We start from the raw sequence: 25,892 nt of genomic DNA, 5'->3' as shown, positions 1-25,892 counted from the left end.
TCATCCCGCCTTGAACAGCCCCTGCGGCTTCCACAGCAGGATCACCGCCATCAGCAGGTAGATCAGCACGCCGGCCGCCTCCTGCCAGAACACCTTGCCAAAGGTATCGACGAAGCCCAGCAGCAGCGATGCCACCAGCGCGCCCTTGACCGAGCCGATACCGCCGATCACCACCACCACGAAGCAGACGATCAGCACCTGCCCGCCCATGCCCGGATACACCGATGACACCGGCGCCGAGATCATGCCCGCCAGCACCGCCAGCGCCACGCCCAGCGCGAACACGAAGCGGTACAGCACGGTGATGTTGATGCCGAGCGATTGCACCATCTCGCGGTTGGTCGCGCCGGCGCGGATCATCATGCCCAGCCGCGTGCGGCGGATCACGTAGTACATGGCCGCGGCCACCGCCAGGCATACCGCGGAAATGAACAGCCGGTACACCGGGTAGGTCATGTCATTGCCGATTGGCAGCGCACCGTCGAGCAGCGCCGGCACCTGCACGCCGTGCACATCGTCGCCGACCAGGATGCTGCGCAGCTCTTCGAATACGAGGATCAGCCCGTACGTCATCAGCACTTGCTGCAGGTGGTCGCGCTCGTACAGATAGCTGAAGAATGCCCATTCGAGCACGTAGCCGAACAACACCGCCAGCACGATGCCGAGCGGGATGGCGATAAACAGGTTGCCGGTCAGCCCCGCAAGGGTGAAGGCCAGGTACGCACCCAGCATGTAGAAGCTGCCGTGCGCCAGGTTGATCACGCCCATGATGCCGAAGATCAGCGTCAGGCCGCTGGCGACCAGGAACAGCAGCAGGCCGTACTGCACGCTGTTCAGGCACTGGATGAGGAAGGAAACGATGTCCATGCGGGCAATACATCAAGAAACCGATAGCGCCACGCATGCTGGTGGCAAGCCCCCCTCTCCCGCGCGCGGGAGAGGGGTTGGGGGACAGGGCCGGCGTTTGCGTGATGCGACGTGGCTACACTTCGTGGAGAGTCCTGCCCTCGCCCCCGGCCCCTCTCCCGCAGGCGGGAGAGATGACTGCAGGGAGCAAACCGGGCGACCTGGAAAGCCTTACAGCCGGCACCCACGCGCCGGATCAGCCAGCGCCTTCACCGCCACCGAGCTGACCTTGTTCTCGCGCCCGTCCACCTTGCGCAGGTAGAAATCCTGCACCGGGTTGTGCGCCTTCGACAGCGTAAAAGTCCCACGCGGGCTGTCGATCTTCGCCGCGCCCATGGCCTTGTACAGGTCGGCCTTGCGCGTCATGTCGCCCTTGACCGCGGTGGCACCGGCCGCGAGCAGCTGTGCCGCGTCATAGCCCTGCACCGCGTAGACATCGGGCTGCAGCTTGAAGGCCTTGGCGTAATCCAGGCGGAAATTCTTGTCGCGCGCGTTGGTCAGGCCATCGGCATAATGCAGCGTCGTCTCCAGCCCCTGCGCGGCATTGCCCTGCGCTTCCAGCGTGCCGTCGGTCAGGAAGCCCGAGCCATACAGCGGGATCTTGTCCTTCAATCCTGCCCCGGCCCAGTCCTTGACGAACTTGACCGCGCCGCCGCCGGCAAAGAACACGAACACGGCATCGGGCTTGAGCGAAGCCACCTCGGTGATCAGCGCCTGGAATTCGACGTTGGGGAACGGCAGGCTCAGTTCCTTCACCACCTTGCCGCCCTTGGCCTCGAAGGCTTCCTTGAAGCCCTTGACCGACTGCTCGCCGGCGGCGTATTTCCACGTCAGCGTCACCACCTTCTTGAGCCCGCGGTCAGCCAGCACCTGGCCCATTGCATAGCCCGGCTGCCAGTTCGAGAACGAAGTGCGGAAGATGTTCGGGCCGCACAGCGGACCGGTGGCTTCGTCGACGCCGGCGTTGGGGATGATCAGCAGCGTGTTGTTTTCCTTGGCGACCTTGACGATGCCCATCTGCACGCCCGAATGCACCGTGCCGACCACCACGTCGACCTGGTCGCGCTTGACCAGCTTGGTGGCATTTTCCGGGGCCTTGGCGGGGTCGGATTCATCGTCGACCTTGAAGTACTCGATCTCGCGCCCACCGAGCTTGCCGCCCTGCTGCTGCACATACATCCGGAAGCCATTCTCGATGGCGGTGCCGAGCGCCGCATAGGTGCCGGTGTACGGCAGCATGAAGCCGACCTTGATCTTGCCGCCCGGCGCAGCCGGCGCCGGCTGTGCGGTCTGGGCGGAGGCGCCGGCCATGGCAAACACGGTGGCGACGGCAAGGCAGGCAGGCGCGAGCCTGCGCGGGGTGATGCGACGCATGTTGTCTCCTGGTGGTCAAGCCGGCGGCTCGCTGGACCGTTGCCGGTCCCCCTGCCGCTGCCGTGGCCTGCGTCGGCGCATCTGCGCCGCGGACCGCTGCGGAGCGGGCGGGAAGCCCAATTATTTTAGGTATGAAGTATGTGTGTTTATATGCCGAACCGCGGCCTGCGTCAACGCCTCAGGCTGGTCGCGGTGTGGCGAATGCCCGCATCGCGCGAGTTTAAGCAACGTGGTTTGCGGGGCATATCGATGGATACCCTCGATCTGCGCCATGGTGCCGTACTCGTCGTCCTCGCCCTGTACCGCCAGCACCGGACCCTTCAAACCGGACAGCAGCGGGCGCAGGTCCCACTGGCGGAAATCCGGGTCGAGCCAGATATCGTTCCAGCCCCAGAAGGCGGATTCGACGTCGTCGTGATGGCGCGCGAGCCGCTGGCGCAGGTCGGTGTCGAGGTAGACCTGACGCGTAGCGGCGATGCTGCTGACCGACAGGTCTTCCACCACGATATGCGGCGCCAGCACGGTAATGCCGTCCAGTGCCTGCGGGAAACTGGCGGCAAAGATCAGCGCGATCGAGCCGCCATCGCTATGCCCCAGCAGCCAGGGCATGCCATGCGTGCGGCCAGGGCCGATATCGAGCGCGTCGAACAACGCCGGCAACGCCTCGCGCGCCTGGCGGTGCATGAAATCGGGGCGCCACTTCTCGGCGGGCGGGCGCGGCGTGGAACGGCCGTAGCCATAGCGTGAGAACACCAGCCCGCGATAGTCGCCAGCCTCGCAGAAGCTGCGCGGAAAGTCGCGCCACATGCTGACCGAGCCCAGCCCTTCGTGCAGGAAGACCACCAGCGGGCGCTGCGCGCGCTCGGGGCGCAGCCACTGGTACTCGATCTGGATACGGCGTTCGTCGAAGGGGATTTCCACCAGGCTGGTCGGCATCGGCATCTTGTTGTCTTGCATCGCTTCAGGAAGGAGTTGTCCCGGACTGGCGCGCGGCTTCCTCGCGCTGGCGCAGCCGGAACCGCTGGATCTTGCCGGTCGCGGTCTTGGGCAGTTCCGGCACGCATTCGATCTGGCGCGGATATTTGTACGGCGCCAGCCTCGACTTGATAAACGCCTGCAACTCCGCGCCCATGCCGTCATGCCATTGCTGGCCAGGCCGCAGCACCACGAAGGCCTTGGGCTTGACCAGTTCGTCGGCATCGGCCACGCCGATCACCGCCGCTTCCAGTACGGCCGGGTGCAGCGCCAGCGCGGCCTCGACCTCGAACGGCGAGACGTAGATGCCACCGACCTTGAGCATGTCGTCGCTGCGCCCCGCGTAGGTGTAGTAGCCATCGGCATCGCGCAGGTACTTGTCGCCGCTGCGCGTCCATTCGCCGACGAAAGTGTCGCGGCTCTTGTCGCGGTTGCACCAGTACATCAGCGCCGCGCTCGGGCCCTTGATGTAGAGGTCGCCGATCTCGCCAGGCGCAGGGGGCTCGCCGCTTTCGTCCAGCAGTTTCAGTTCGTAGCCCGGCACGGGCTTGCCCGTGGTGCCGTAGCGCACCTCGCCGGGCCGGTTCGACAGGAAGATGTGCAGCATCTCGGTGGAGCCGATGCCATCCAGGATGTCGCAGCCGAAATGCGCCAGGAAACGCTCGCCGATATCGCGCGGCAATGCCTCGCCGGCGGAGGTGCATACGCGCAGCGCCACCTCGTCGCGCGCGGGCAGGTCGGGCGCGGCGAGCATGCCCGCGAACAGTGTCGGCACACCGCAGAAAACGGTCGGCCGCTGCTCGCGCAGGCGCCGGAACACTGCCGTCGGCGTGGGCCGTTCGGCCATCAGCACGGTGGTCGCGCCGACCGACATCGGGAAAGTCAGCGCATTACCCAGCCCGTAGGCGAAGAACAGCTTGGCGGCCGAGAATACGACGTCGTCCTCGCGGATGCCAAGTACCTGGCGGGCATAGAGGTCAGCGGTATGGAACAGGTTGCCATGGGTATGCACCGTGCCCTTGGGTCGGCCGGTCGAGCCCGACGAATAGAGCCAGAACGCCATGTCATCCGGACCGGTGCAGGCTACCGGAGCGGGCGAGCGCGTGCGCGCCAGCATTGCGCCCACGCTGCATGCCGGCGCCGCATCGCCATGCGGGGCAGCCTGGATCACCGTCGGTGCCAGCCCGCTCTTGCCGATCGCGGCCTGCATCACCGGCAACAGCGGCGTCGATACCACCACCGCGCGGGCGCCGCTGTGGCCGAGCATGAACGCATAGTCGTCCGCGGTCAGCAGCGTGTTGACCGCTACCGGCACCACCCCCGCCAGCAGGCAGCCGAGGAACACCGTGGGGAAATCGACGGTATCGAGCGCGCACAACAGCAGCCGCTCTTCCTGCCGGAACCCCGCATCGCGCAGCGCGCCCGCAAAGCGTCGGGCGCGGGCATCAAGTTCGGCGTAGGTCAGCGAAGTGGCGTCGTCGAGATAGGCGGCCTTGCCGCCCCGGCCGGCCTCGAGGTTGCGCGAGAGCAGGTCTTCGGCGGCGTTGTAGCGCGGCGGCAGCACCGCGACGGCGCCGGCGGCGGTCGCGGCAGTATTGGGGGGCGTCATGTCTCCACTCCTTGGTGTCGCATGCCGCGAGCCGCCGGAATCCGGTAGCTGCGCGCAGGCGCCAGGCGAGTCGCTGTTGTCGCGGTGTCCGGATCACGTCGGGTGCCGGCATCCGCTTTGCGATGCATTTTATTTCATATCAACTATTATGCAAGCAAGGGGATGCACTATAAGACAGCGCCTTGCGGCCCGCCGCTGAGCGGCGAGCCCGAAGCGCCACAGGACGCGCCGAGCCTGCTCGTATAATGCGCCCTTGCATTTTTGCCAGGCGGTCCAGGCGCCGCCCGGTCAACACGACTCCCGACACCCATGCGCCGCGACCCAGCCCCGCTGCCTGCCACCGATTCCGACGCCCCTACCGCCCGGGAAGCGTCAGCGCCGGCCGCCAATGGCGAGCGCGATCCCTACCTGACGCAACTGGGCGACCGCATCCGCTCGCTGCGCGCCTCGCGCGGGATGTCGCGCAAGGACCTGGCGCGCGGCGCCGGCGTGTCCGAGCGCTACCTGGCCAACCTGGAAACCGGTACCGGCAATGCCTCGGTGCTGTTGCTGCGCCAGGTAGCGGGTGCGCTCGACGTGCCGCTGCCGGTGGTGCTGGCCGAGGTGGACGGCCTCAATGGCCAGCAGGCGACAGAATTCGCTCAGATGGTGCAATGGCTGTCGCAACTGCCGGCAGCGGACCTCGCGCGCGTGCGCGAAGCCTGCCGCCACGCGCTGGCCCCCGAGGAATCCGGCGACGCACGCCACCGCCGCATCGCGCTGATCGGCCTGCGCGGCGCCGGCAAGTCCACGCTGGGTCGCGCACTGGCGGCAGCGCGCGACGTGCCGTTTGTCGAACTGAACACCGTGATCGAGCAGGAAGCCGGCGCCAGCCTGTCCGAAATCCATTCGCTGTACGGCCAGGCCGCCTACCGCCGCTACGAGATGCGTGCGCTGGAACGCACGCTGCGCGAGAACGAACGCATGGTGCTCGCCACGCCGGGCAGCCTGGTGTCGGAGCCGGGCACCTTCAACCTGTTGCTGGCGCATTGCTACACCATCTGGGTGCGCACCTCGCCGGAAGAGCACATGGCGCGCGTGGTGGCCCAGGGCGACATGCGCCCGATGGAAGGCAACCGCGAAGCCATGGCCGACCTGCGCCGCATCCTGCAGGCGCGCACGCCGCTGTACGCCCGCGCCGATATCTCCATCGACACCAGCGGCCTGGATGCCGCGACCTCGCTGCAACAACTGCGCGCACAGTTGCAGACCGCGGGCGCCTGACCCGTTTTCCGCCGTCTCCACCCCGCCGTTCCGCGCGCGGGGCAATCAGGCATTGCGCCGCGCCTTCCTCTGCACTATATTTCATCAAAAGCCGCAAGGCACTATAGTGCATCAAGGAGACAGCCATGTCCGCGCCGGCAACCGCCCCACTTCAGCCTGCCAACCAGGCAGAAGCCCCCGTTCCCGTCACGTTCGAGCGCCATCCAGACCAGTACCGCCACTGGAAGCTCAGTTTCAACGGGGCCGTCGCCACGCTGGCGATGGACGTCGACGAGGAAGCCGGCCTGCGCCCCGGCTACGCGCTCAAGCTGAATTCGTATGACCTTGGCGTCGACATCGAACTGCACGACGCGCTGCAGCGCATCCGCTTCGAGCATCCCGAAGTGCGCACCGTGGTGCTCACCAGCGCACGCGAGCGCATCTTCTGCTCCGGCGCCAATATCTTCATGCTGGGCCAGTCGTCGCACGCGTGGAAGGTCAATTTCTGCAAGTTCACCAACGAGACCCGCAACGCCTTCGAGGATGCCAGCGAGCACTCCGGACTGAAATTCATCGCCGCCTGCAACGGCACCACCGCCGGTGGCGGCTACGAACTGGCGCTGGCCTGCGACGAGATCGTGCTGGTCGACGACCGCTCGTCCGCGGTCAGCCTGCCCGAAGTGCCGCTGCTGGGCGTACTACCCGGTACCGGCGGCCTGACCCGGGTGACCGACAAGCGCAAGGTCAGGCGCGACCATGCCGACATCTTCTGCACGACCACCGAGGGTGTGCGCGGCCAGCGCGCCAAGGACTGGAAACTGGTCGATGAAGTGGTCAAGCCGGCGCGCTTCGCCGAGTATGTCGCCGAACGCGCCGCGGCCCTGGCCGCCACCAGCGACCGCCCGCAGGGCCACCATGGCGTCACGCTGACGCCGCTGTCGCGAAAAGTCGAGCCCGACGGCTACCGCTACGAGACCGTGCGCGTGCATATCGATCCCGCGGCGCGCAAGGCCACGCTGACCGTGTTCGGCCCGGACAAGCACCAGCCCGCCAATCTCGCCGCCGTGGTCGCGGCCGGCGCGCAATGGTGGCCGCTGAAAATGGCGCGCGAGCTTGACGACGCAATCCTGACGCTGCGCACCAACCACCTGGACATCGGCATCTGGGTGCTGAAGACCGATGGCGATCCGGCACAGGTGCTGGCCGCTGACGCGCTGGTGGAAGCCAATGCCGGCCACTGGTTCGTGCGCGAGACCATCGGCATGCTGCGCCGTACGCTGGCGCGGCTGGATGTGTCGTCACGCAGCCTGATCGCGCTGATCGAGCAGGATTCGTGCTTCGCCGGCACGCTGCTCGAACTGGCGCTGGCGGCCGACCGCAGCTACATGCTGCACCTGCCCGATGCACCCGACGACGCGCCACGTATCTTCGTGTCCGCGGTCAACTTCGGCCGCTACCCGATGCCGAACGGGCAAACCCGGCTGGCCGCGCGTTTCTATGGCGACGAGACCGCACTGACCGCGGTGCGCGAACACATTGGCGCGCCGCTCGACGCGCTCAGCGCCGATTCGCTCGGCCTGATTACCGCCGCGCCCGACGATATCGACTGGGAAGACGAGATCCGCATCGCGCTGGAAGAGCGCGCCAGCCTGTCTCCAGACGCACTCACCGGCATGGAAGCCAACCTGCGTTTCGGTGGCGCCGAGAACATGGCGACGCGCATCTTCGGCCGGCTGACCGCGTGGCAGAACTGGATCTTCCAGCGGCCCAACGCCGTCGGCGAGAACGGCGCACTGAAGGTGTTCGGCACCGGCAACAAGGCGCGCTTCGACTGGGACCGGGTGTAGCGCCCTGCCCGCTGCGCCGCGCCAGTACAACGAGGAGACACCGTGAGCATCGACTACAGCCAGAAGATCCCCAACAACGTCAACCTGTCCGACGACCGCGCGCTGCAACGCGCGCTCGAACACTGGCAGCCCGCCTTCCTCGACTGGTGGCGCGACATGGGGCCGGATGGCTCGCACAACTTCGACGTGTACCTGCGCACCGCGGTGTCGGTCGACCCGTCGGGCTGGGCGCACTTCGAGCACGTCAAGATGCCCGATTACCGCTGGGGCATCTTCCTGCAGCCGGCCGACCCCGAGCGCAAGATCCATTTCGGCGAGCACAAGGGCGAAGCCGCGTGGCAGGACGTGCCCGGCGAACACCGCGCCAACCTGCGCCGCATCATCGTCACGCAGGGTGACACCGAGCCGGCATCGGTCGAGCAGCAACGCCACCTTGGCCTGACCGCGCCCAGCCTGTACGACCTGCGCAACCTGTTCCAGGTGAACGTGGAGGAAGGCCGCCACCTGTGGGCCATGGTGTACCTGCTGCACCGCTACTTCGGCCGCGACGGCCGCGAAGAAGCCGAGGCGCTGCTGGATCGCCGCTCCGGCGACCAGGACAATCCGCGCATCCTCGGCGCCTTCAACGAGCGCACCCCGGACTGGCTGGCGTTCTTCATGTTCACCTACTTCACCGACCGCGACGGCAAGTTTCAGCTGTGCGCGCTGGCCGAGTCGGGCTTCGATCCGCTCGCGCGCACCACGCGCTTCATGCTGACCGAGGAAGCGCACCACATGTTCGTCGGCGAATCGGGCGTGTCGCGCGTGATCCAGCGCACCTGCGAGGTCATGCGCGAGCGCGGCATCGAAGATCCGGAACAGGTGCGCGCCGCCGGCGTGATCGACCTGGAGACGATCCAGCGCTACCTGAACTTCCACTACAGCGTGACCATCGACCTGTTCGGCGCCGACCAGTCGTCCAACGCGGCCACCTTCTACAGCGCCGGCCTGAAGGGCCGCTTCGAGGAAGGCAAGCGCGCCGACGACCACGTGCTCAAGGGCGATGCCTACCGCGTGCTGGAAGTGCGCGACGGCCGCCTGGGAGAGCGCGAGGTGCCGATGCTCAATGCGCTCAATGAAGTGCTGCGCGACGACTACATCAAGGACAGCATGGGCGGCGTGGCGCGCTGGAACAAGGTGATTGAAAAAGCCGGCATCTCCTTCCGCCTGACGGTGCCGCACAAGGCCTTCAACCGCAAGATCGGCACGCTGGCCAACGTGCATGTGTCGCCGCAGGGTGAGCTGATCTCCGAGGCCGAGTGGAAGGCCAACGAGCGCAAGTGGCTCGCCACCGACGAGGACCGCGCCTTTGTCGCCAGCCTGATGGGCCGCGTGGTCGAGCCCGGCAAGTACGCCAACTGGATTGCGCCGCCGGCGGTGGGCATCAACCGCCAGCCGATGGATTTCGAGTACGTGCGTTTCAACTGAGCCTGGCAACGAGCCGGCAAGAAGATACCGGGCTAACCGGACTAACCGGACATACCGGACAAACCAGAGATATGCGATGGGCGCCCCCGACATCATCAAGCAACACCTGATCGACCCGGAAATCTGCATTCGCTGCAATACCTGCGAAGACACCTGCCCGATCGACGCCATCACCCACGACGACCGCAACTACGTGGTCAGGGCCGACGTCTGCAACGGCTGCAATGCCTGCCTGTCGCCGTGCCCGACCGGCGCCATCGACAACTGGCGCACCATGCTGCGCGGCGACGCCTACACCATCGAGGCGCAGTTGCTGTGGGACGAACTGCCGGCTGAGGTGCCGTTGCCAGAGCTGGACACGGCGATCGAAAGTACCGCCGCCGCGGCACCAGCTACGGCCGCGCCTGACATCGCCATCCAGGCGGTCGAAACCAGCCGCCACGCCTCGCAGCGCGCGCCATGGTCGGCGGCGCACCCGTATGTGAACCTGCACGGCGTGCGCGCCCCGGTCGCCGCGACGGTGGCCGGCAACTACCGGCTCACCGCCGAGGACGCGTCCAGCGATATCCACCATATCGTGCTGGACTTCGGCACCCATTTCTTCCCGATCCTGGAAGGCCAGTCGATCGGCATCGTGCCGCCGGGCACCGACGCCGCCGGCAAGCCGCATTACATCCGCATGTACTCGGTGGCCAGCCCGCGCGACGGCGAACGCCCCGGCTATAACAACCTCGCGCTGACGGTAAAGCGGGTCGACCAGGACCATGACGGCCGGCCGGTGCGCGGGGTGGCGTCCAACTACCTGTGCGACCTCGCCAAGGGCGACACCGTGCAGGTGGTGGGCCCGTTCGGCGCCACCTTCCTGATGCCCAACCACGCCGAAGCCAGCGTGATGATGATCTGCACCGGCACCGGCTCGGCACCGATGCGCGCCATGACCGAGCGCATGCGCCGCAACCTGTCGCACTTCAGCGGGCGCCGGATGCTGTTCTTCGGCGCGCGCAATGCCAACGAGCTGCCCTACTTCGGCCCGCTGCTCAAACTGCCCAAGGATTTCCTCGACATCCATTTCGCCTTTTCGCGCGACCCCGATGCCCCGCGCCGCTATGTACAGGACGCGATCCGCGAGGCCGCCGATGCCGCGGCTGCCCTGCTGGCGGATCCGAACGGCCATGTCTACATCTGCGGACTGAAAGGGATGGAGGAAGGCGTGCTGGCCGCTTTCGACGCAATCTGTGCCGCCACCGGCCGCAGCTGGGCTGAACTGGAAGCCACCATGAAAGCCGAAGGCCGGCTGCATATCGAGACCTACTAGCCCGGGACCTGTTAGCCCGAGACCATCAGAGCCCGAGACCTATCAGCCTGCACGCCTGTCTAACCAGTACCGGCCCGCCCGCATCCGGCGGGCCGGGTTCTTTTTGCGTCAATACCTTCCCTTCTGAAATCGTTCGCCTATAATCTTTCCTAAGAAACAGGAGCAAGGCGATGCAATCCAGGCGGATCCCTGAAACAGACCCCGCCGGCGGCCCCGACCCCGGCACCACGCTGACCAAGGCGGTAATGCGCGCCGCCGGCTTCCTTGGCATCAGCCAGGCCCTGGTGGCAAGCGTACTGGGCATCAGCACGGCTTCGGTTTCGCGGATGGCATCGGGTGGCTATGTGCTCGATGCGCACCGCAAGGAGTGGGAATTCGGTGTTTTGTTCGTACGCCTGTTCCGCTCGCTGGACGCAATCCTCGGCCATGGCGACCAGGCGCGGCTGTGGCTGACGCATGAAAACCTGGCACTGGGCGGCAAGCCCATCGAAATGATCCGCACAACGGAAGGCCTGGTCCGTGTCGTTCACTACCTGGACGCCACCCGCGGTCGCATCTGAGCGCCGGCAGTTCGCGCTCACGCTGTGGCGGGCGGTGGAAGCCCAGCACGTTGTCTCCACCATGCCGCTGGTCGACAGCCTCGAAGAACAGGCTGTGCTCGAAGCCGTGCTCGATGCCGGCAAACCCGCCGTGCCGATCGAGGCACGCCACCTCCACTACCTGCTGTTCACCCCCTTTCGCTACCCGCCGTCACCCTGGGGTTCGCGTTTCCGCGCCGCCCAGGACCCGGGCGTGTTCTACGGTGCGGCGGAGATCCGCACCGCTTGCGCGGAACTGGGCTACTGGCGCTGGCGCTTCCTCAACGACAGCCCGGCACTGCCGCGCATCGACGCACGCGCCCAGACGCTGTTCGAAGTGCGCATCGCCACCGACGGCATCGCGCTCGACGCCCCGCCCTTCGACCGCGACCGCGACGCCTGGACCAATCCCGACCACCACGAACCCTGCCAGGCCTTCGGCCGCGTCGCACGCGAAGCCGGCCTCGGCATGATTCGCTACACCTCGGTACGCGACCCGCTCCATGGGCCCTGCGGCGCCGTGCTGACACCGCGCGCCTTCGCCCACCCGCTGCCGCTCGCGACCACCACCTGGATGCTGACCGTACGCCGCGACCGCGTGATCTGGCAGCGCGACGACCTGCAGCAGCGCGACAGCTTCGAGTTCGAAGCCTCCCTGTGGCAGCGCACAAGCGAAAGCCCTGACAACGGCTGAACCTCGACCCCCTGGCGCCGCTCTAATCGTTAAGACAAGCGGATGTGCGCGGCACTTTGGATTATTTTTAAACAGGTGTTGCAATGCGCAACCGCCTGCCCTATAATCTTGTCTTCGACGGACGCGGGGTGGAGCAGTTGGCAGCTCGTCGGGCTCATAACCCGAAGGTCGCAGGTTCAAGTCCTGCCCCCGCAACCAACCGATTCGATACCAATCGCCCACACCTCCAAGTGGCGGTTGGCAGTGACAAAAGCCCGCGCATGCGGGCTTTTTGTTTTTCGGCCGCCAGGGCGCTGTAGACCGCTGCCCGCGTTTTCCGACTTTGGCGCTGAGCACCAGGCACTGCCGCAGACGGGATGCGGTGATGGAACTTGCCGGTGCCTGCCGATAAGCGAGTGTCTTTTGGCACGCCCCTTCGCAGCACGGTGTGGCAGGCAACCGACGGCGCGGCAAGCATCCTGGACAGCCCCACGGTCGCCTCCGCGAGGGTGATACACTTTCGCCATTCCTCCCGGACGCCCCTCATGAAATTCTGCTCGAACTGTGGCCATGCGGTCGTGTTGCGTGTGCCTGACGGCGACAACCGCCCGCGCAGCGTCTGCGACAGCTGCGGCACGATCCACTATGTCAACCCGCGCAATGTCGTGGGCACGATTCCGGTGTGGGAAGACAAGATCCTGCTGTGCAAGCGCGCGATCGAGCCGCGCTACGGCTTCTGGACCCTGCCCGCCGGCTTCATGGAGATCGGCGAGACCACGGCGCAGGCCGCCTCCCGCGAGACGCTGGAAGAAGCCGGCGCCCGCGTGCAGGTTGGCGAGCTGTTCTCGATCCTGAATGTGCCGCATGTGCACCAGGTCCACCTGTTCTACCTGGCCACGCTGGACGACCTGGACATCGCGCCGGGCGAGGAAAGCCTGGAGGTCAAGCTGGTGGAAGAAGCCGACGTGCCGTGGGACGAACTCGCGTTCCCGACCGTCATCCACACGCTGCGCTGCTTTTTTGCCGACCGCGCCGCCGGCCGGCTGCAGGACGGCAGCTTCCGGCTGCATAGCCTGGATATCGACAAGCCCATGCGCCCGCTGACCAGCCGGGCCACGGTAACACCCTGAGCGCCCGACCGGCGCGCATCCGACAGCCTTTCCGGCACAGCCCCGCATGATCGCCTGGCTGGACCCGCACGACCCCTTTCCGCCGGTGGACCAGGCGCTCGGCGCGGATTCGGATGCGCCGGGGCTGCTGGCGGCCAGCCGCGACCTGTCGCCCCAGCGGCTGCTGCTGGCGTACCGGCAAGGCATCTTTCCCTGGTATTCGAGCGGACAGCCGGTGCTGTGGTGGAGCACCGACCCGCGCATGGTGCTGGCGCCTCACGCGTTGCGCGTGTCGGCGACACTGCGCAAGACGCTGCGCCGCGTGCTGCGCGATGCGGACTGGGAAATCCGGGTCGATGACGATTTCCTGGCAGTGATGCGCGCCTGCGCCATCACGCCGCGCGACGGCCAGGACGGCACCTGGATCACCGACGACATCATTGCCGCCTACGGCACGCTGCATCGCAACGGCATGGCGCATGCGGTGGAGAGCTGGTATCGCGGCGAGCGCGTCGGCGGTTTGTATGGCGTGGCGCTGGGCCGCATGTTCTTCGGCGAGTCGATGTTCGCGCACCGCACCGACGCCTCCAAGATTGCGCTCGCGGCGCTGTGCGCCTTCCTCGGCAACCACGGCGTGGCGATGATAGACTGCCAGCAAGAGACCGATCACCTGGCCTCGCTGGGCGCCAGCCCGATCCCCCGCGCGCAGTTCGTGGCACATGTCCGCGCGGCGGCGGCGCAGCCCGCGATCAACCCGTGGCGGTTCGATAAATCGGTGCTGGAGCGCTGGGCCGGGACGCCAGCCGCGCCAGCCGGCTGAATCCAGGGAAGGACGCCGCCCTCGCTCACCGTCCGCCCGCCCGGAGCCCCCAGAGTCATGAGCAAGCTGAAGGAACTACCGCTCTCTGCGCTGCAGTTCTACGCCACGGCGCCGTACGCTTGCAGCTATCTGGAAGGCCGCATGGCGCGCTCGCAGGTTGCCACGCCCGCGCACCTGATCAATGCCGACGTCTATTCGCGGCTGGTGCGAGCCGGTTTCCGGCGCAGCGGGATCTTCACCTATCGGCCGTACTGCGACGATTGCCACGCCTGCACGCCATGCCGCGTGCTGGTCGACCAGTTCACCCCCGACCGCTCGCAGCGCCGCGCCTGGCGCCGGCATGAGCACCTGCAGGCGCTGGTGGCGCCGCTGACCTACGTCGAAGAACACTATTCGCTGTACCTGCTGTACCAGTCGATGCGCCACGCCGGCGGCGGCATGGACCAGGACAGCCGCGACCAGTACGAACAGTTCCTGCTGCAAAGCCGCGTCAATTCGCGGCTGGTAGAGTTCCGCGAGCCACCGGGCTCGCCCGAGGCAGGCCGGTTGCGCATGGTCAGCATGATCGACGTGCTGGACGACGGGCTGTCCTCGGTCTACACCTTCTACGACCCGCTGGAGCGCAATGCCAGCTATGGCACCTTCAACATCCTGTGGCAGATCCGCCAGACCCATGCACTCGGGCTGCCGCACCTGTACCTCGGGTACTGGATCGCCGACAGCCGCAAGATGGCGTACAAGGCACGCTTCCAGCCACTGCAGGTGCTGACCGGCAACCACTGGCAGGCCTTCGAGGAAAAGGACGCCGCCGCTGCGGTCCCCGACGCACCCGACGCCCCGCCCACACAGGAGTAGCCCGCCACCGGGCAAGCGGCCCAGCCGCTACAATGCCGGGCTGGAATTCACTCTGTGACGGCCCCGCCGGCCGGCTGCCCCGTGCTCAACGCGCTCTACCCCCTGTTTCGCCCCGCCCTGTTCTCGATGGATGCCGAGGACGCCCACCATTTCACGCTGAACAACCTGCTGCGCGCCCACCGCATGGGCCTGGGCGGCTGTATCGGCAACAAGATCGCCGACGATCCCCGCACCGTGATGGGCGTGCGCTTCCCCAACCCGGTCGGGCTGGCCGCGGGACTGGACAAGGACGGCGCCTATATCGACGGGCTGGCCGCGCTCGGTTTCGGCTTTGTCGAGGTGGGCACGGTCACGCCGCGCGCGCAGCCGGGCAACCCGCGCCCGCGCATGTTCCGCCTGCCGCAGGCGGATGCGCTGATCAACCGCATGGGCTTCAATAACGGCGGCGTCGATGCCTTTGTCGCCAACGTCAAGGCATCGCGCTGGAAGGCCGAGGGTGGCGTGCTGGGGCTGAACATCGGCAAGAATGCCGACACCCCGATCGAGCGCGCCAACGACGACTACCTGTACTGCCTGGAGCGCGTCTACCCGCATGCTAGTTATGTGACGGTCAATATCTCGTCGCCCAACACCAAGAACCTGCGCCAGCTGCAAGGCGCCAGCGAGCTGGACAGCCTGCTGTCGACGCTGAAGGACGCGCAGCAGCGCCTGGCCGACCAGCACAAGCGCTACGTGCCGCTGGCGCTGAAGATCGCGCCGGACCTCGATGCCGACCAGGTCGGCAATATCGGCGACGCGCTGGTGCGCCACAAGATCGACGGCGTGATCGCCACCAACACCACCATCTCGCGCGAGGCGGTCAAGGGCCTGCCGCATGCCGAGGAAGCCGGCGGCCTGTCGGGGCGACCCGTGTTCGAGGCCTCCACGCGCGTGGTGCGCGCGCTGCACGCCGTGGTCGGCGATGCGGTGCCGATCATCGGCGTGGGCGGCATCTTCAGCGGCGCCGATGCGCGCGCCAAGATCGACGCCGGGGCGAAGCTGGTGCAGGTCTACAGCGGCCTGATCTACCGCGGCCCGGCGCTGGTGCGCGACTGCGCCGCGGCGCTGCGTCGCTAAGCCCTCTCCATCGCCCCCACTGGAAACGCCATGGAAACCATCCGACTCGGTCACAGCGACCTGCAGGTATCGCGCATCTGCCTGGGCACCATGACCTTCGGCGAGCAGAACACCGAAGCCGACGGCCACAGCCAGCTCGACTACGCCTTCTCGCGCGGCGTGAACTTTATCGACACGGCCGAGATGTATCCGGTCAAGCCGTGCGCCGAGACCTACGGCCAGACCGAGCGCATCGTCGGCACCTGGCTGAAGCGCCAGCCACGCGACCACGTGGTGCTCGCGACCAAGGTGGCGGGCCCGGGCCGCATGCCCTGGATCCGCAACGGCGACGACCTGACCCCGGCCGGCATCCGCGCCGCGGTGGATGAATCGCTACGCCGGCTGCAGACCGACTACATCGACCTCTACCAGATCCACTGGCCGGCACGGAATGCGCCGATCTTCGGCCAGCTGAGCTTCGACCCGCAGAAAGAGCGCGAATGCACCTCGATCCAGGCGCAGCTCGAAGTGATGGGCGAACTGGTCAAGGCGGGCAAGATCCGCTATGTCGGCGTGTCCAACGAAACGCCGTGGGGCGTGGCCGAGTTCGTGCGCCTGGCCGGGCAGCATGGCCTGCCGCGCATCGCCACCATCCAGAACCCGTACAACCTGGTCAACCGCAGCTATGAGCAGGGGCTGGATGAGGCCTGCTTCCGCACCGGCGTCAGCCTGCTGGTGTACAGCCCGCTGGCGTTCGGGCAACTGACTGGCAAGTACCTGGCAGGCGACATGGCCCGCCCGGTGTTCAAGCCCGAGGCCAAGGGCCGGCTGTCGCGCTTCTCGCCCGACTGGAGCCCGCGCTACATGCGCCCCGAGACCATGGCAGCGTCGGCGCGCTACGTCGAACTGGCCAGAAGTGCCGGGATGACCCCTGCCACGCTGGCCCTGGCCTGGTGCTACTCGCGCTGGTTCGCGGCCAGCACCATCATCGGCGCCACCACCCTGGCCCAGCTCGAGGAAAACCTCGACGCCTGGGATGCGCAATTGCATGAAGATGTGATCGCCGCAATCGGGGTAATCCACAAGGAAATCACGAATCCCGCGCAATAATATGCGCCTGGATGGCCGATAGCGGGCGTCTGACAGCATCGGATGCCGCGCTTTGGCATGATGACTACGCATTTCGTGCGCGAGAAGTGGTATCCTCGCAGGCTTATCGCTGTCGCATCCGACGCGCCCGCGCACGCTCCCTCCCGCCGCAGGAAGCCGCCGCGCACGCCCCGGACCGGCACCGTCCGCCAGTGCGCGGACGCGCGCCAGGACAGCGGACCGAACCATCCGCGGCCGCATTCATCCAGAACCGAGCATTCGGGGGAGAACAGACAATGAAGTCCATCAAGGGTCTCGCAGCAACCAAGTCGATCCTGGGCGGCGCCGTGGCGCTGGCCCTGCTGTACGGCGGTGCCGTGCAAGCCCAGACCGTCAAGGTGCTGTCGATCGTCGACCACCCCGCGCTGGACGCCATCCGCGACGGCGTGCGCGCCGAACTGAAGGCGGCCGGCTATGACGCCGACAAGAGCCTGAAGTGGGAATACCAGAGCGCCCAGGGCAACACCGGCACCGCGGCGCAGATCGCCCGCAAGTTCGTCGGCGACAACCCGAACGCCATCGTTGCCATCGCCACCCCGTCGGCGCAGGCCGTGGTCGCCGCCACCAAGACGGTGCCGGTGGTGTACTCGGGCGTGACCGATCCGGTCGCCGCGCAGCTGGTCAAGAGCTGGGCCGCTTCGGGCACCAACGTGACCGGCGTGTCGGACAAGCTGCCGCTGGACAAGCAGGTCGCCCTGATCAAGCGCGTGGTGCCGAAGGCCAAGAACGTGGGCATGGTCTACAACCCGGGCGAAGCCAACTCGGTCGTGGTGGTCAAGGAACTGAAGGAGCTGCTGGCCAAGGAAGGCCTGACGCTGAAGGAAGCCGCCGCGCCGCGTACCGTGGACATCGGCCCGGCCGCCAAGAGCCTGATCGGCAAGGTCGACGTGATCTACACCAATACCGACAACAACGTGGTGTCGGCGTATGAGTCGCTGGTCAAGGTCGCCAACGAATCGAAGATCCCGCTGGTGGCCGCCGATACCGACAGCGTCAAGCGTGGCGCAGTGGCCGCGCTGGGCATCAACTACGGCGACCTGGGCCACCAGACCGGCAAGGTCGTGGTGCGCATCCTGAAGGGCGAGAAGCCGGGCGCGATCGCTTCGCAGACCAGCGACAACCTGGAACTGTTCGTGAACACGGGCGCCGCCGCCAAGCAAGGTGCCACGCTGTCGCCGGAGCTGATCAAGGAAGCCAAGACGGTCATCAAGTAATCACGGCACAGCCCGCCGCCGTCGCAACACGGCGGCGCCCTGGCGCGCCTACCCGGCGCGGCAGGCGCAGACCGGGCGAGGCGGCGGACGGCTCCACACGGGCCGCCCTGCCGCCCCGCCCCCAAACCGGCGCCAGGGTAGCCGCCGGCCCCCGCAACAGGATTCCCCCATGTCCCTTTTCTCCCTTCTGGGCGCCCTGGAGATCGGCCTGATCTTCAGCCTGGTGGCGCTCGGGGTGCTGATTTCCTTCCGCATCCTCAATTTCCCCGACCTGACCGTTGACGGCAGCTTCCCGCTGGGCGGCGCCGTTGCCGCGACGCTGATCGCCGCCGGCCAGGACCCGTTCCTGGCGACCGTCGTCGCGATCGCCGCCGGCGCACTCGCTGGCTGGATCACCGGCTGGCTCAATGTGCGCCTCAAGATCATGGACCTGCTCGCCAGTATCCTGATGATGATCGCGCTGTACTCGGTCAACCTGCGCATCATGGGCCGCCCCAACGTGCCGCTGATCACCGAGCCGACACTGTTCACCATCCTGCAGCCGGAATGGATGCCTGACTACGTGCTGCGCCCGCTGGTGCTGTTCGTGGTGGTGGTGATCGCCAAGCTCGGCCTGGACTGGTTCTTCAGCTCGCAACTGGGCCTGGCGATGCGCGCCACCGGCGCCAACCCGCGCATGGCCCGCGCGCAGGGCATTGCCACCGGCCGCGCCACGCTGGCCGGCATGGCGCTGTCCAATGCGCTGGTGGCACTGGCCGGCGCGCTGTTTGCGCAGACCCAGGGCGGCTCGGATATCTCGATGGGCATCGGCACCATCGTGATCGGCCTGGCTGCGGTGATCATTGGCGAAACCGTGCTGCCGGCGCGCCGCCTGATCTGGACCACGCTGGCCGTGGTGCTGGGCGCCATCCTGTACCGCTTCTTCATCGCGCTGGCGCTCAACAGCGACTTCATCGGCCTGAAGGCGCAGGACCTGAACCTGGTCACCGCCGCGCTGGTGACGATCGCGCTGGTGCTGCCGGCCACGCGCAAGAAGCTGTTTGCCCGCAAGAACGGAGGTGCCTGAGATGCTGCGCGCACAAGACCTTAAGCTCACCTTCAACCCGGGCACCCCGATCGAGACGCGGGCGCTGCGCGGCCTCAGCCTGGAGATCCCGAGCGGCCAGTTCGTCGCCGTGATCGGCTCCAACGGCGCCGGCAAGTCGACCTTCCTGAATGCGATCAGCGGCGACCAGATGGTCGACTCGGGCCGCATCACCATCGATGACACCGATGTGACCCGCCAGCCGGCATGGGACCGCGCCCCGCTGGTGGCGCGCGTGTTCCAGGATCCGATGGCCGGCACCTGCGAGGCGCTGACGATCGAAGAGAACATGGCGCTGGCGATGGCCCGCGGCGCCAGGCGCGGCTTCCGCCCGGCGCTGAACCGCGCCTCGCGCGAGCTGTTCCGCGAGAAGCTGCGGCTGCTGAACCTGGGCCTGGAAAACCGCCTGACCGACCGCATCGGCCTGCTCTCCGGCGGCCAGCGCCAGGCGGTCAGCCTGCTGATGGCATCGCTGCAGCCGTCGCGCATTTTGCTGCTGGACGAGCATACCGCCGCGCTGGACCCGAAGACCGCCGCCTTTGTGCTGGAACTGACCGCGCGCATCGTCGAGGAAAGCAAGCTGACCACGATGATGGTGACGCACAGCATGCGCCAGGCGCTGGACTATGGCCAACGCACGGTGATGCTGCACCAGGGGCAGGTGGTGCTGGATGTGTCGGGCGACAAGCGCAAGGGGCTGGATGTACCGGACCTGCTGAAGATGTTCGAGCAGACGCGGCATGAGCAGCTGGATGATGATGCGCTGCTGCTGGGGTGATAGCTCTGGCATCAAGAAAACGGGGAGCCTTCGCTCCCCGTTTTTTTTGGCAAGCCAGCAGCGTGAAGACGGCTAGTCGATCGTAATACGCCGCTGCTTGATCACCCCAGCCCACCGCACGCTTTCCTTCTGGATCGTCGCCGCCAGCTGCTGCGGCGTGCCGCCCGCCGCGTCCATCCCCAGTGTCGCCAGCTTTTCCTTCAGTGCCGCATCGGCCAGCACAGCGTCGACATGCTGGCTGAGCTTGCGCACGATCTCGGGCGGCGTCCCCGCCGGCGCCATCAGCGCATACCACGACACCGCCTCGAACTTCGGGAAGCCCTGCTCCGCGATCGTCGGCACATCGGGCAGCACCGTCGAGCGCCTGGCGCTGGCCACGCCCAACGCACGCAGCTTGCCGGCCTTGATATAGGGCAGCGCCGCGGAGAGCTGCGCGAACATCATCGTCACCTGCCCGCCGACCACATCGGTCATTGCCGGGCTCACGCCCTTGTACGGTACGTGGTTGAGCCTGACGTTGGCATCGAGCTGCAGCAGCTCTCCGGCCAGGTGCGCCTGGCTGCCGACGCCGGGCGAGGCGAAGCTCAGTTCGCCCGGTTTCTGCGCGGCGAGCTTGAGCAGTTCCGCCAGCGATCTGGCCGGCATCGCCGTGTTGACCACCAGCACGTTTTCGGCGGTGGCGAGCATTGCCACCGGCGCCAGGTCAGCCTGCTTGTAAGGCAGGTTCGGCATCAGGGTGGGATTCACCGCGATATTGCCGACCGGCACCAGCGCGATGGTGTAGCCGTCGGGCGCGGCCTTGGCCACCATGTCGACACCGATGGTGCCGGCGGCGCCGGCCTTGTTTTCGACCAGCACGCTTTGGCCAGTAGCCTTGGCGATGCCTTCGCCGACGGCGCGGGCCAGCACGTCCGCAGGGCCACCGGCGGCGAACGGCACCACGATACGCACCGGCTTGGCGGGATACGCCGGCGGCTGGGCATGGGCCGCAGCCGCACTGAACCATGTCGCGCAGGCTGCCGCGCAAGCGAACAGGCAATGCATGGCAAGGCGCCGGATGTCAGGATTCACGAAAGGATTCACAGCGGCATTCACAGCGGATTTCATGACGGTTTCCCCAATGTGGCAGTGATCAGGCAATGGCTCCTCCACCGCGCCGGCAGTCTTGTTATCGTCGTTGGCCGTGTGCGGTCCAATGCGTTGCTTACCCAATGCCCTGCTCGCCGGCCGCGGCATCGGTCAGCGCAAAGCCGGCCAGGTCCGCTTCGTACGCCATCGCTGGCAGGCAGGCATAGTCGGCGGGCTGCACCGCGACGAAGCGCGCCAGCCCCAACATGGCAAGCAGCGCCGTACCCGCGGCATCCTCATGCAGGCCCAGCAGTGCCGCGCGCACACGCGCACACTGCTGCGGATCGGCCCCCGCCGATGCGACCAGCGTCGGGATTGGCGTGGGCGGCGTCAGCGCCAGCGTCTTCAGTTGCGCGGCAAGCCCGGGGTCATAGCGGCGCAGCAGGTCCATCACGAAGCTGTCGATCACACCCACCTCGGCCTGGCCGGCGAGCACGGCACCGATGACCTCACGCGGCGTCGGCGTAAGCATGGCGGTGGGCCGGTACAGCGCCCGCGTACCCGCCGGCGCCAGCCGCATCAGGTAGTGGCGCGGCGCGTTATAGCCCGAATTGGACTCAGGCAACATGCATGCCAGCCGTTGGCCGAAGGTGTGCGCCAGCGACTGCACCGGCGCGTCCGCGCGCACGATGAATTCCGTGAAATAGACCGGCTGCCCGTCGTAGCGCGCCAGTGCCGGCGCCGGCGCCGCCAGCAAATGCGGGGTCACCTGCGCGCTCGCGTACGGATAGCCGCACATGAACACGCAGCCGCAGTCCGGCCGTGCCCACAACGCGCTGACCTGCGCCGGCGCGGGATGCTCGACATATGGCAACGCCACGCCCGCGCGCTCGGACACGCGGGCAAGCAATGCGCGCCATGCCTCCTCGGCCTGCGGCGTCACCGCGTACATGCGGGCATTGGCTATCATGCGTACACCAGCTTCTGGCCCACTCCGCGCTGCTCGGCCTTCTTCAGGATGGCGTGTCCCAGCGCGATATCGCTCAGCGACAGGCCACGATGCCAGAACAGGTTGGTCTCGTCGTCGCTCTGGCGGCCAGGCTTGCGGCCGGCGGCGATCTCGCCAAGTTCGCCGTAGAGCGTCTGTTCCGACAGCTTGCCCGCTTCGACATGCGCGCGCAGCGAGCCGAACATGCCGCCCTTGCACTGCCCCCAGTCGTCCACCACCATCCGCGTCATGATGTCGGTCAGCGACAGCTCGACCGCGCTCATGGTGCCGTAGGGCACGACGAAGGCGCCGGGCTTGATCCATTCGGTCTTGAGCATCGGCGTCGGGCGTTCCAGGCGCGACGCCTCGACCACGATGTCGGCGCCGCGCACGCACGATTCCCAGTCCTCGGTCACCACGACCTTCTTGCCGAGATCGCGCTCCAGCCGCGCGGCAAAGGCATTGCGGCTTTCCGGACGGCGCGAATGCACGCGGATCTCGTCGAAGTCATACAGGCTGTCGAGCAGGCGCACGTTCCAGTACGAGGTGCCGCGCGCGCCGATATGGCCGAGCACCTTGCTGTCACGGCGGGCCAGGTGCCTGGCGCCGAGCGCGGTCAGCGCGCCGGTGCGGGCATCGGTGATGAAGGTAGCGTCGATCACCGCGACCGGCATGCCGGTGCGCGGATCAAACAGGTTCAGCATGGCCATCTCGGAAGGCAGGCCGAGCTTGTAGTTGTCGACGAAATCGCCGACGACCTTGACGCCGGCCAGCCCCAGCGGCGCCACGTAGCCGCGCAGCACGTTGAAGTGGCCGTTGAAGGCAGGATCCGGCATCAGGTGCACGCGCGGCTCGATCACGGTCTCGCCGTTGCCCTGCGCGATCAGTGCCAGCTCCACCGCGTCGATGATTTCGGCGTCGGTCATTTCCAGGCGCGCAATATCCCGGCCGTTGAGGTAGGTGAGATGAATATCAGCCATATGGTCCCCGTTCTCCAGATCAATGTGTGTCGTGTGGGTCGTGTGTCGCTGGAATTCAGTGTAGGGTGGGCGGCATTGACTGTCATATGCTTATATGTCCGCCTGCCTTAACATCAGGTTAATGCCATGAAAATGAACCTGCGCCAGATCGAGGTCTTCCGCGCGGTGATGCTGACCGGTTCCATCAGCGGCGCCTCGAAGCTGCTCTATGTGTCGCAACCGGCGATCAGCCGGCTGATGTCGCACACCGAACAACGCCTCGGCCTGGAGTTGTTCCGCCGCACCAAGGGGCGTCTCTACCCCACGCCGGAAGCGCGGCGGCTGCTTGGCGAAGTGAACGCCGTGTATGAAGGGATCGAGCGCGTCAACGAGATCGCCGAGGACCTCGCCGCCAACCGGACTGGTAGCCTGCGCATCACATGCAGCCCCAACCTGGGGCAGACCGTGCTGCCGCGTGCGATCGCCAGCTTCCGCGCCGCGCACCCGGCGGTGCGCGTGGTGGTGCGCACGCAGATTCCCGGCAACATGCTGCGGGCGCTGCTATCGGGACAGGTAGACCTGGCGGTATCGAACATGCCGCTGACGCACCCCAACCTGGAGGCACGCCTGCTGGTGAAGAACGAGATCGTGGCACTGGTGCCGGTGGGACACCGGTTCGCCACGCGCAAATGGGTGCGTCCCGCCGACCTGATCGGCGAAGACCTGATCGGCTATGGACCCGATGTGCCGTTCGCGCTCCTGGTGCACGAGATGTTCGGCAACGATGGCGACCAGCCCGATATGCGGGTACAGGTGGAGCAGGCCCATGTGGCGCGGGCGCTGGCGCAGGCCGGTGCCGGCATTGCGCTGGTCGATGCCATGACGGTTTTCGGCGCGAACTGGCCCAATATCGTTGCCGTGCCGATCCGCACCAAGGTCAATGCCTCGGTGCAGATCTTCCATGTGCAGACGGAGCCGCTGTCGCGCCTGTCGCTGGAATTTGTGGAGACGCTGACGGGGATGATGCAGCGTTGAGCCGCGGAAGCGGCTGCGAGGAAGCGGCTGCGAGGAAGCGGCTGCGAGGAAGCGCAGTGGCCTCAGGCCGTCGCCGCCTTGTCCAGCCACCGCGCCAGCTGGTCCGTCACCGCGCTGCTCGAGAACGAGCAGCTGTCCTGCGCAAACACCGCCGACATCTCCAGCCTGCGCAGCAGTTCTTCCATCGCTTGCCCATAGACGGGCGGCAGCGTCAGCCCGCCGCCGGCATCGCGCCATGCGCGTACGAGGTCCTGCGCCGGCATCGATCCGGCGACGTGCTGGTCCAGCGCGGCGCGCATGCGCGCCAGCGTTTCCGTGTTGGCTGCGCTCATGAACGCGCCCTCCTTTCCTTGTAGAGTTCGCGGAACGTGCGGCCCGGCGGGGCCGGCATGTCGCGGGTTTCGGTCCAGCCCTTGCCGGCCATCGGCAGGCTGGTGATCAACTTGTTGCCGCCGCCCATGCGTTGCAGCAGCCAGGCGCCGATACGTGTGGCAAAGGCATAGAGGTCGGGCCGCTTCGCCACGTAGCCCCAGGCCTTCAGCGCAAACCGCTCCTGCCAGGGACGCAGCCCGCGTTCCATCTGCTTCTCGCGCAGCTTGCGCAGCAGGTCCGACAGCGGGATCGATGCCGGGCAGACACGATTGCATTCGCCGCACATGGTCGCCGCCTGCGGCAGGTCCACCGCATTCGCCAGGCCTACGTAGCTGGGCGTCAGCACGCTGCCCATCGGCCCCGGATAGACCCAGCCATAGGCATGGCCGCCGATCTTCTGGTAGACCGGGCAGTGGTTCATGCATGCGCCGCAACGGATGCAGCGCAGCATCTCCTGGAAGTCGCCGCCGATCAGCCCCGAGCGGCCACCGTCGACCAGCACGAAGTACATATGCTCCGGGCCGTCGCGTTCGCCTTCGGCGCGTGGGCCGGTCAGCAGCGAGAAATAGTTGGAGATCGCCTGGCCAGTGGCCGAACGGGGCAGCAGGCGCATGACCGTGGCCAGGTCTTCCAGCGTCGGCAACACCTTCTCGATGCCGGTGACGGCCACGTGCACGCGCGGCATCACCGTGCACATGCCTTCGTTGCCTTCGTTGGTGACCACCGCCACCGAGCCGGTCTCGGCAATGATGAAGTTGCCGCCGGTCACGCCCATGTCGGCGGACAGGAACTCGGGGCGCAACACTTCGCGCGCCTCGCGGGTCATCTCCGGGATATCGGTCAGCCGCGGCTTGTGGTGGACCCTGGCGAACAGGTCGGCGATCTCGTCCTTGTCCTTGTGCACCACCGGCGCAATGATGTGCGACGGCGGCTCCGAGTCGTTGATCTGCAGGATGTACTCGCCGAGGTCGGTCTCGATGCTCTGCACGCCCATCTCGCCCAGCACCTGGTTCAGGCGCATTTCCTCGGTCACCATCGACTTGCTCTTGATGACCTTCTTCACGCCATGCTTCTGCGCGATCTCGGCGACCAGGCGCGCGGCGTCGGCGGTGGTCTCCGCGAACAGCACCGTGGCGCCACGCCTGGTCGCGTTCTGCTCGAACTCCGCCAGCCAGACGTCGAGGTTTTCCAGCGCGCGGTTGCGGCGTTCCTTCAGCGCTTCGCGGGTGGCGTCGAAATCGATGTCGCGGATAGCATCGGCGCGCGCCGTGACAAACTTGGTCGAGAGCTTCTTCAGGTTCTGCTGCAGGCGCTGGTCAGCCAGCTTCTGGCCGGCCCGCGCCTTGAATTCCATGCTGTGGACTTGCATCGTGGCGTCTC

24 protein-coding genes and 1 tRNA gene are annotated in these 25,892 nt (G+C 66.9%); 16 read left to right on the top strand and 9 right to left on the bottom strand.

The window, feature by feature from the left end; all coding sequences use genetic code 11:
* The 4 genes from CTP10_RS06145 to CTP10_RS06130 all read right to left on the bottom strand — a co-directional run bounded on the left by CTP10_RS06145 (nt 1) and on the right by CTP10_RS06130 (nt 4,864).
* Complete coding sequence (locus CTP10_RS06145; protein WP_116317783.1) at nt 1-867, bottom strand: branched-chain amino acid ABC transporter permease; 867 nt, start codon at nt 865-867, stop codon at nt 1-3.
* A gap of 210 nt (nt 868-1,077) precedes the next feature.
* On the bottom strand, nt 1,078-2,280 hold the full coding sequence (locus CTP10_RS06140) for an ABC transporter substrate-binding protein (protein ID WP_116317782.1): 1,203 nt from the start codon (nt 2,278-2,280) through the stop codon (nt 1,078-1,080).
* Nucleotides 2,281-2,400: 120 nt separating this feature from the next.
* Entirely contained in the window at nt 2,401-3,237 is an 837-nt protein-coding gene (locus CTP10_RS06135) for an alpha/beta fold hydrolase (protein WP_116317781.1), read from the bottom strand.
* Nucleotides 3,238-3,241: 4 nt separating this feature from the next.
* Nucleotides 3,242-4,864, bottom strand: a complete 1,623-nt coding sequence (locus tag CTP10_RS06130) for a benzoate-CoA ligase family protein (protein ID WP_116317780.1) — start codon at nt 4,862-4,864, stop codon at nt 3,242-3,244.
* Between the two features lie 309 nt (nt 4,865-5,173).
* Here CTP10_RS06130 and CTP10_RS06125 point away from each other — a divergent pair, with 309 nt between their 5' ends.
* The 15 genes from CTP10_RS06125 (at nt 5,174) to CTP10_RS06055 (ending at nt 20,090) form a co-directional block, all read left to right on the top strand.
* A complete protein-coding gene (locus CTP10_RS06125) occupies nt 5,174-6,127 on the top strand; it encodes a helix-turn-helix transcriptional regulator (RefSeq protein ID WP_116317779.1) in 954 nt (317 codons plus the stop codon).
* A gap of 125 nt (nt 6,128-6,252) precedes the next feature.
* Nucleotides 6,253-7,953, top strand: coding sequence for a 2,3-epoxybenzoyl-CoA dihydrolase (gene boxC / locus CTP10_RS06120; RefSeq protein ID WP_116317778.1), 1,701 nt, complete (start codon nt 6,253-6,255; stop codon nt 7,951-7,953).
* Nucleotides 7,954-7,995: 42 nt separating this feature from the next.
* Nucleotides 7,996-9,420 carry a benzoyl-CoA 2,3-epoxidase subunit BoxB gene (gene boxB, locus CTP10_RS06115; protein WP_116317777.1) on the top strand — a complete coding sequence of 475 codons (1,425 nt, stop codon included), beginning with the start codon at nt 7,996-7,998 and terminating at the stop codon, nt 9,418-9,420.
* A gap of 76 nt (nt 9,421-9,496) precedes the next feature.
* Entirely contained in the window at nt 9,497-10,735 is a 1,239-nt protein-coding gene (gene boxA / locus CTP10_RS06110; RefSeq protein ID WP_116317776.1) for a benzoyl-CoA 2,3-epoxidase subunit BoxA, read from the top strand.
* A 170-nt stretch (nt 10,736-10,905) separates the two neighbouring features.
* Entirely contained in the window at nt 10,906-11,295 is a 390-nt protein-coding gene (locus CTP10_RS06105) for an MbcA/ParS/Xre antitoxin family protein (protein WP_116317775.1), read from the top strand.
* Nucleotides 11,255-12,007, top strand: coding sequence for an RES family NAD+ phosphorylase (locus CTP10_RS06100; RefSeq protein ID WP_116317774.1), 753 nt, complete (start codon nt 11,255-11,257; stop codon nt 12,005-12,007). Before CTP10_RS06105 ends, CTP10_RS06100 begins: the two co-directional genes overlap by 41 nt.
* Nucleotides 12,008-12,129: 122 nt before the next feature.
* Nucleotides 12,130-12,205 (top strand) — tRNA-Met (locus CTP10_RS06095).
* Between the two features lie 326 nt (nt 12,206-12,531).
* Nucleotides 12,532-13,116, top strand: a complete 585-nt coding sequence (locus CTP10_RS06090) for an NUDIX hydrolase (RefSeq protein WP_116317773.1) — start codon at nt 12,532-12,534, stop codon at nt 13,114-13,116.
* A gap of 46 nt (nt 13,117-13,162) precedes the next feature.
* Complete coding sequence (aat, locus tag CTP10_RS06085) at nt 13,163-13,915, top strand: leucyl/phenylalanyl-tRNA--protein transferase (RefSeq protein WP_116317772.1); 753 nt, start codon at nt 13,163-13,165, stop codon at nt 13,913-13,915.
* Nucleotides 13,916-13,972: 57 nt separating this feature from the next.
* Nucleotides 13,973-14,770, top strand: a complete 798-nt coding sequence (locus CTP10_RS06080; protein WP_116317771.1) for an arginyltransferase — start codon at nt 13,973-13,975, stop codon at nt 14,768-14,770.
* Between the two features lie 81 nt (nt 14,771-14,851).
* On the top strand, nt 14,852-15,886 hold the full coding sequence (locus CTP10_RS06075) for a quinone-dependent dihydroorotate dehydrogenase (RefSeq protein WP_116317880.1): 1,035 nt from the start codon (nt 14,852-14,854) through the stop codon (nt 15,884-15,886).
* 30 nt (nt 15,887-15,916) lie between these two features.
* The gene (locus tag CTP10_RS06070) at nt 15,917-16,975 is read left to right on the top strand and encodes an aldo/keto reductase (RefSeq protein ID WP_116317770.1); all 1,059 of its coding nucleotides are present in this window, start codon (nt 15,917-15,919) and stop codon (nt 16,973-16,975) included.
* 275 nt (nt 16,976-17,250) lie between these two features.
* A complete protein-coding gene (locus tag CTP10_RS06065; RefSeq protein ID WP_116317769.1) occupies nt 17,251-18,228 on the top strand; it encodes an ABC transporter substrate-binding protein in 978 nt (325 codons plus the stop codon).
* A gap of 169 nt (nt 18,229-18,397) precedes the next feature.
* On the top strand, nt 18,398-19,294 hold the full coding sequence (locus CTP10_RS06060) for an ABC transporter permease (protein WP_116317768.1): 897 nt from the start codon (nt 18,398-18,400) through the stop codon (nt 19,292-19,294).
* Nucleotide 19,295: 1 nt separating this feature from the next.
* Nucleotides 19,296-20,090 (top strand): ABC transporter ATP-binding protein, encoded by a 795-nt coding sequence (locus tag CTP10_RS06055; RefSeq protein WP_116317767.1) that lies wholly within the window; start codon nt 19,296-19,298, stop codon nt 20,088-20,090.
* Nucleotides 20,091-20,162: 72 nt separating this feature from the next.
* Here the strand turns inward: CTP10_RS06055 and CTP10_RS06050 are convergent, their stop codons facing one another.
* From CTP10_RS06050 to CTP10_RS06040, 3 genes are all read right to left on the bottom strand, one after another.
* Complete coding sequence (locus CTP10_RS06050) at nt 20,163-21,197, bottom strand: tripartite tricarboxylate transporter substrate binding protein (RefSeq protein ID WP_116317766.1); 1,035 nt, start codon at nt 21,195-21,197, stop codon at nt 20,163-20,165.
* Between the two features lie 97 nt (nt 21,198-21,294).
* Nucleotides 21,295-22,128 (bottom strand): phosphate/phosphite/phosphonate ABC transporter substrate-binding protein, encoded by an 834-nt coding sequence (locus CTP10_RS06045; RefSeq protein WP_116317765.1) that lies wholly within the window; start codon nt 22,126-22,128, stop codon nt 21,295-21,297.
* Nucleotides 22,125-23,126 carry an ornithine cyclodeaminase family protein gene (locus tag CTP10_RS06040; RefSeq protein WP_116317764.1) on the bottom strand — a complete coding sequence of 334 codons (1,002 nt, stop codon included), beginning with the start codon at nt 23,124-23,126 and terminating at the stop codon, nt 22,125-22,127. The genes CTP10_RS06045 and CTP10_RS06040 overlap by 4 nt, the downstream gene beginning before the upstream one ends.
* 126 nt (nt 23,127-23,252) lie before the next feature.
* On the opposite strand from CTP10_RS06040, the gene CTP10_RS06035 reads away from it, so the two are divergent.
* Nucleotides 23,253-24,140: a LysR substrate-binding domain-containing protein gene (locus CTP10_RS06035; protein ID WP_116317763.1), complete on the top strand. Its 888-nt coding sequence runs from the start codon at nt 23,253-23,255 to the stop codon at nt 24,138-24,140.
* Nucleotides 24,141-24,202: 62 nt separating this feature from the next.
* Here CTP10_RS06035 and CTP10_RS06030 read toward each other — a convergent pair whose 3' ends face one another.
* Nucleotides 24,203-24,472, bottom strand: coding sequence for a hypothetical protein (locus CTP10_RS06030; protein WP_116317762.1), 270 nt, complete (start codon nt 24,470-24,472; stop codon nt 24,203-24,205).
* The gene (locus CTP10_RS06025; protein ID WP_116317761.1) at nt 24,469-25,881 is read right to left on the bottom strand and encodes a LutB/LldF family L-lactate oxidation iron-sulfur protein; all 1,413 of its coding nucleotides are present in this window, start codon (nt 25,879-25,881) and stop codon (nt 24,469-24,471) included. The genes CTP10_RS06030 and CTP10_RS06025 overlap by 4 nt, the downstream gene beginning before the upstream one ends.
* Between the last annotated feature and the right edge of the window lie 11 nt (nt 25,882-25,892).

The sequence above is a fragment of the Cupriavidus sp. P-10 genome, from assembly GCF_003402535.2.
GTDB lineage: Bacteria > Pseudomonadota > Gammaproteobacteria > Burkholderiales > Burkholderiaceae > Cupriavidus.
Note: the sequence above shows the minus strand (reverse complement) of the source record. Positions and strands in the feature narration are given on the sequence as shown.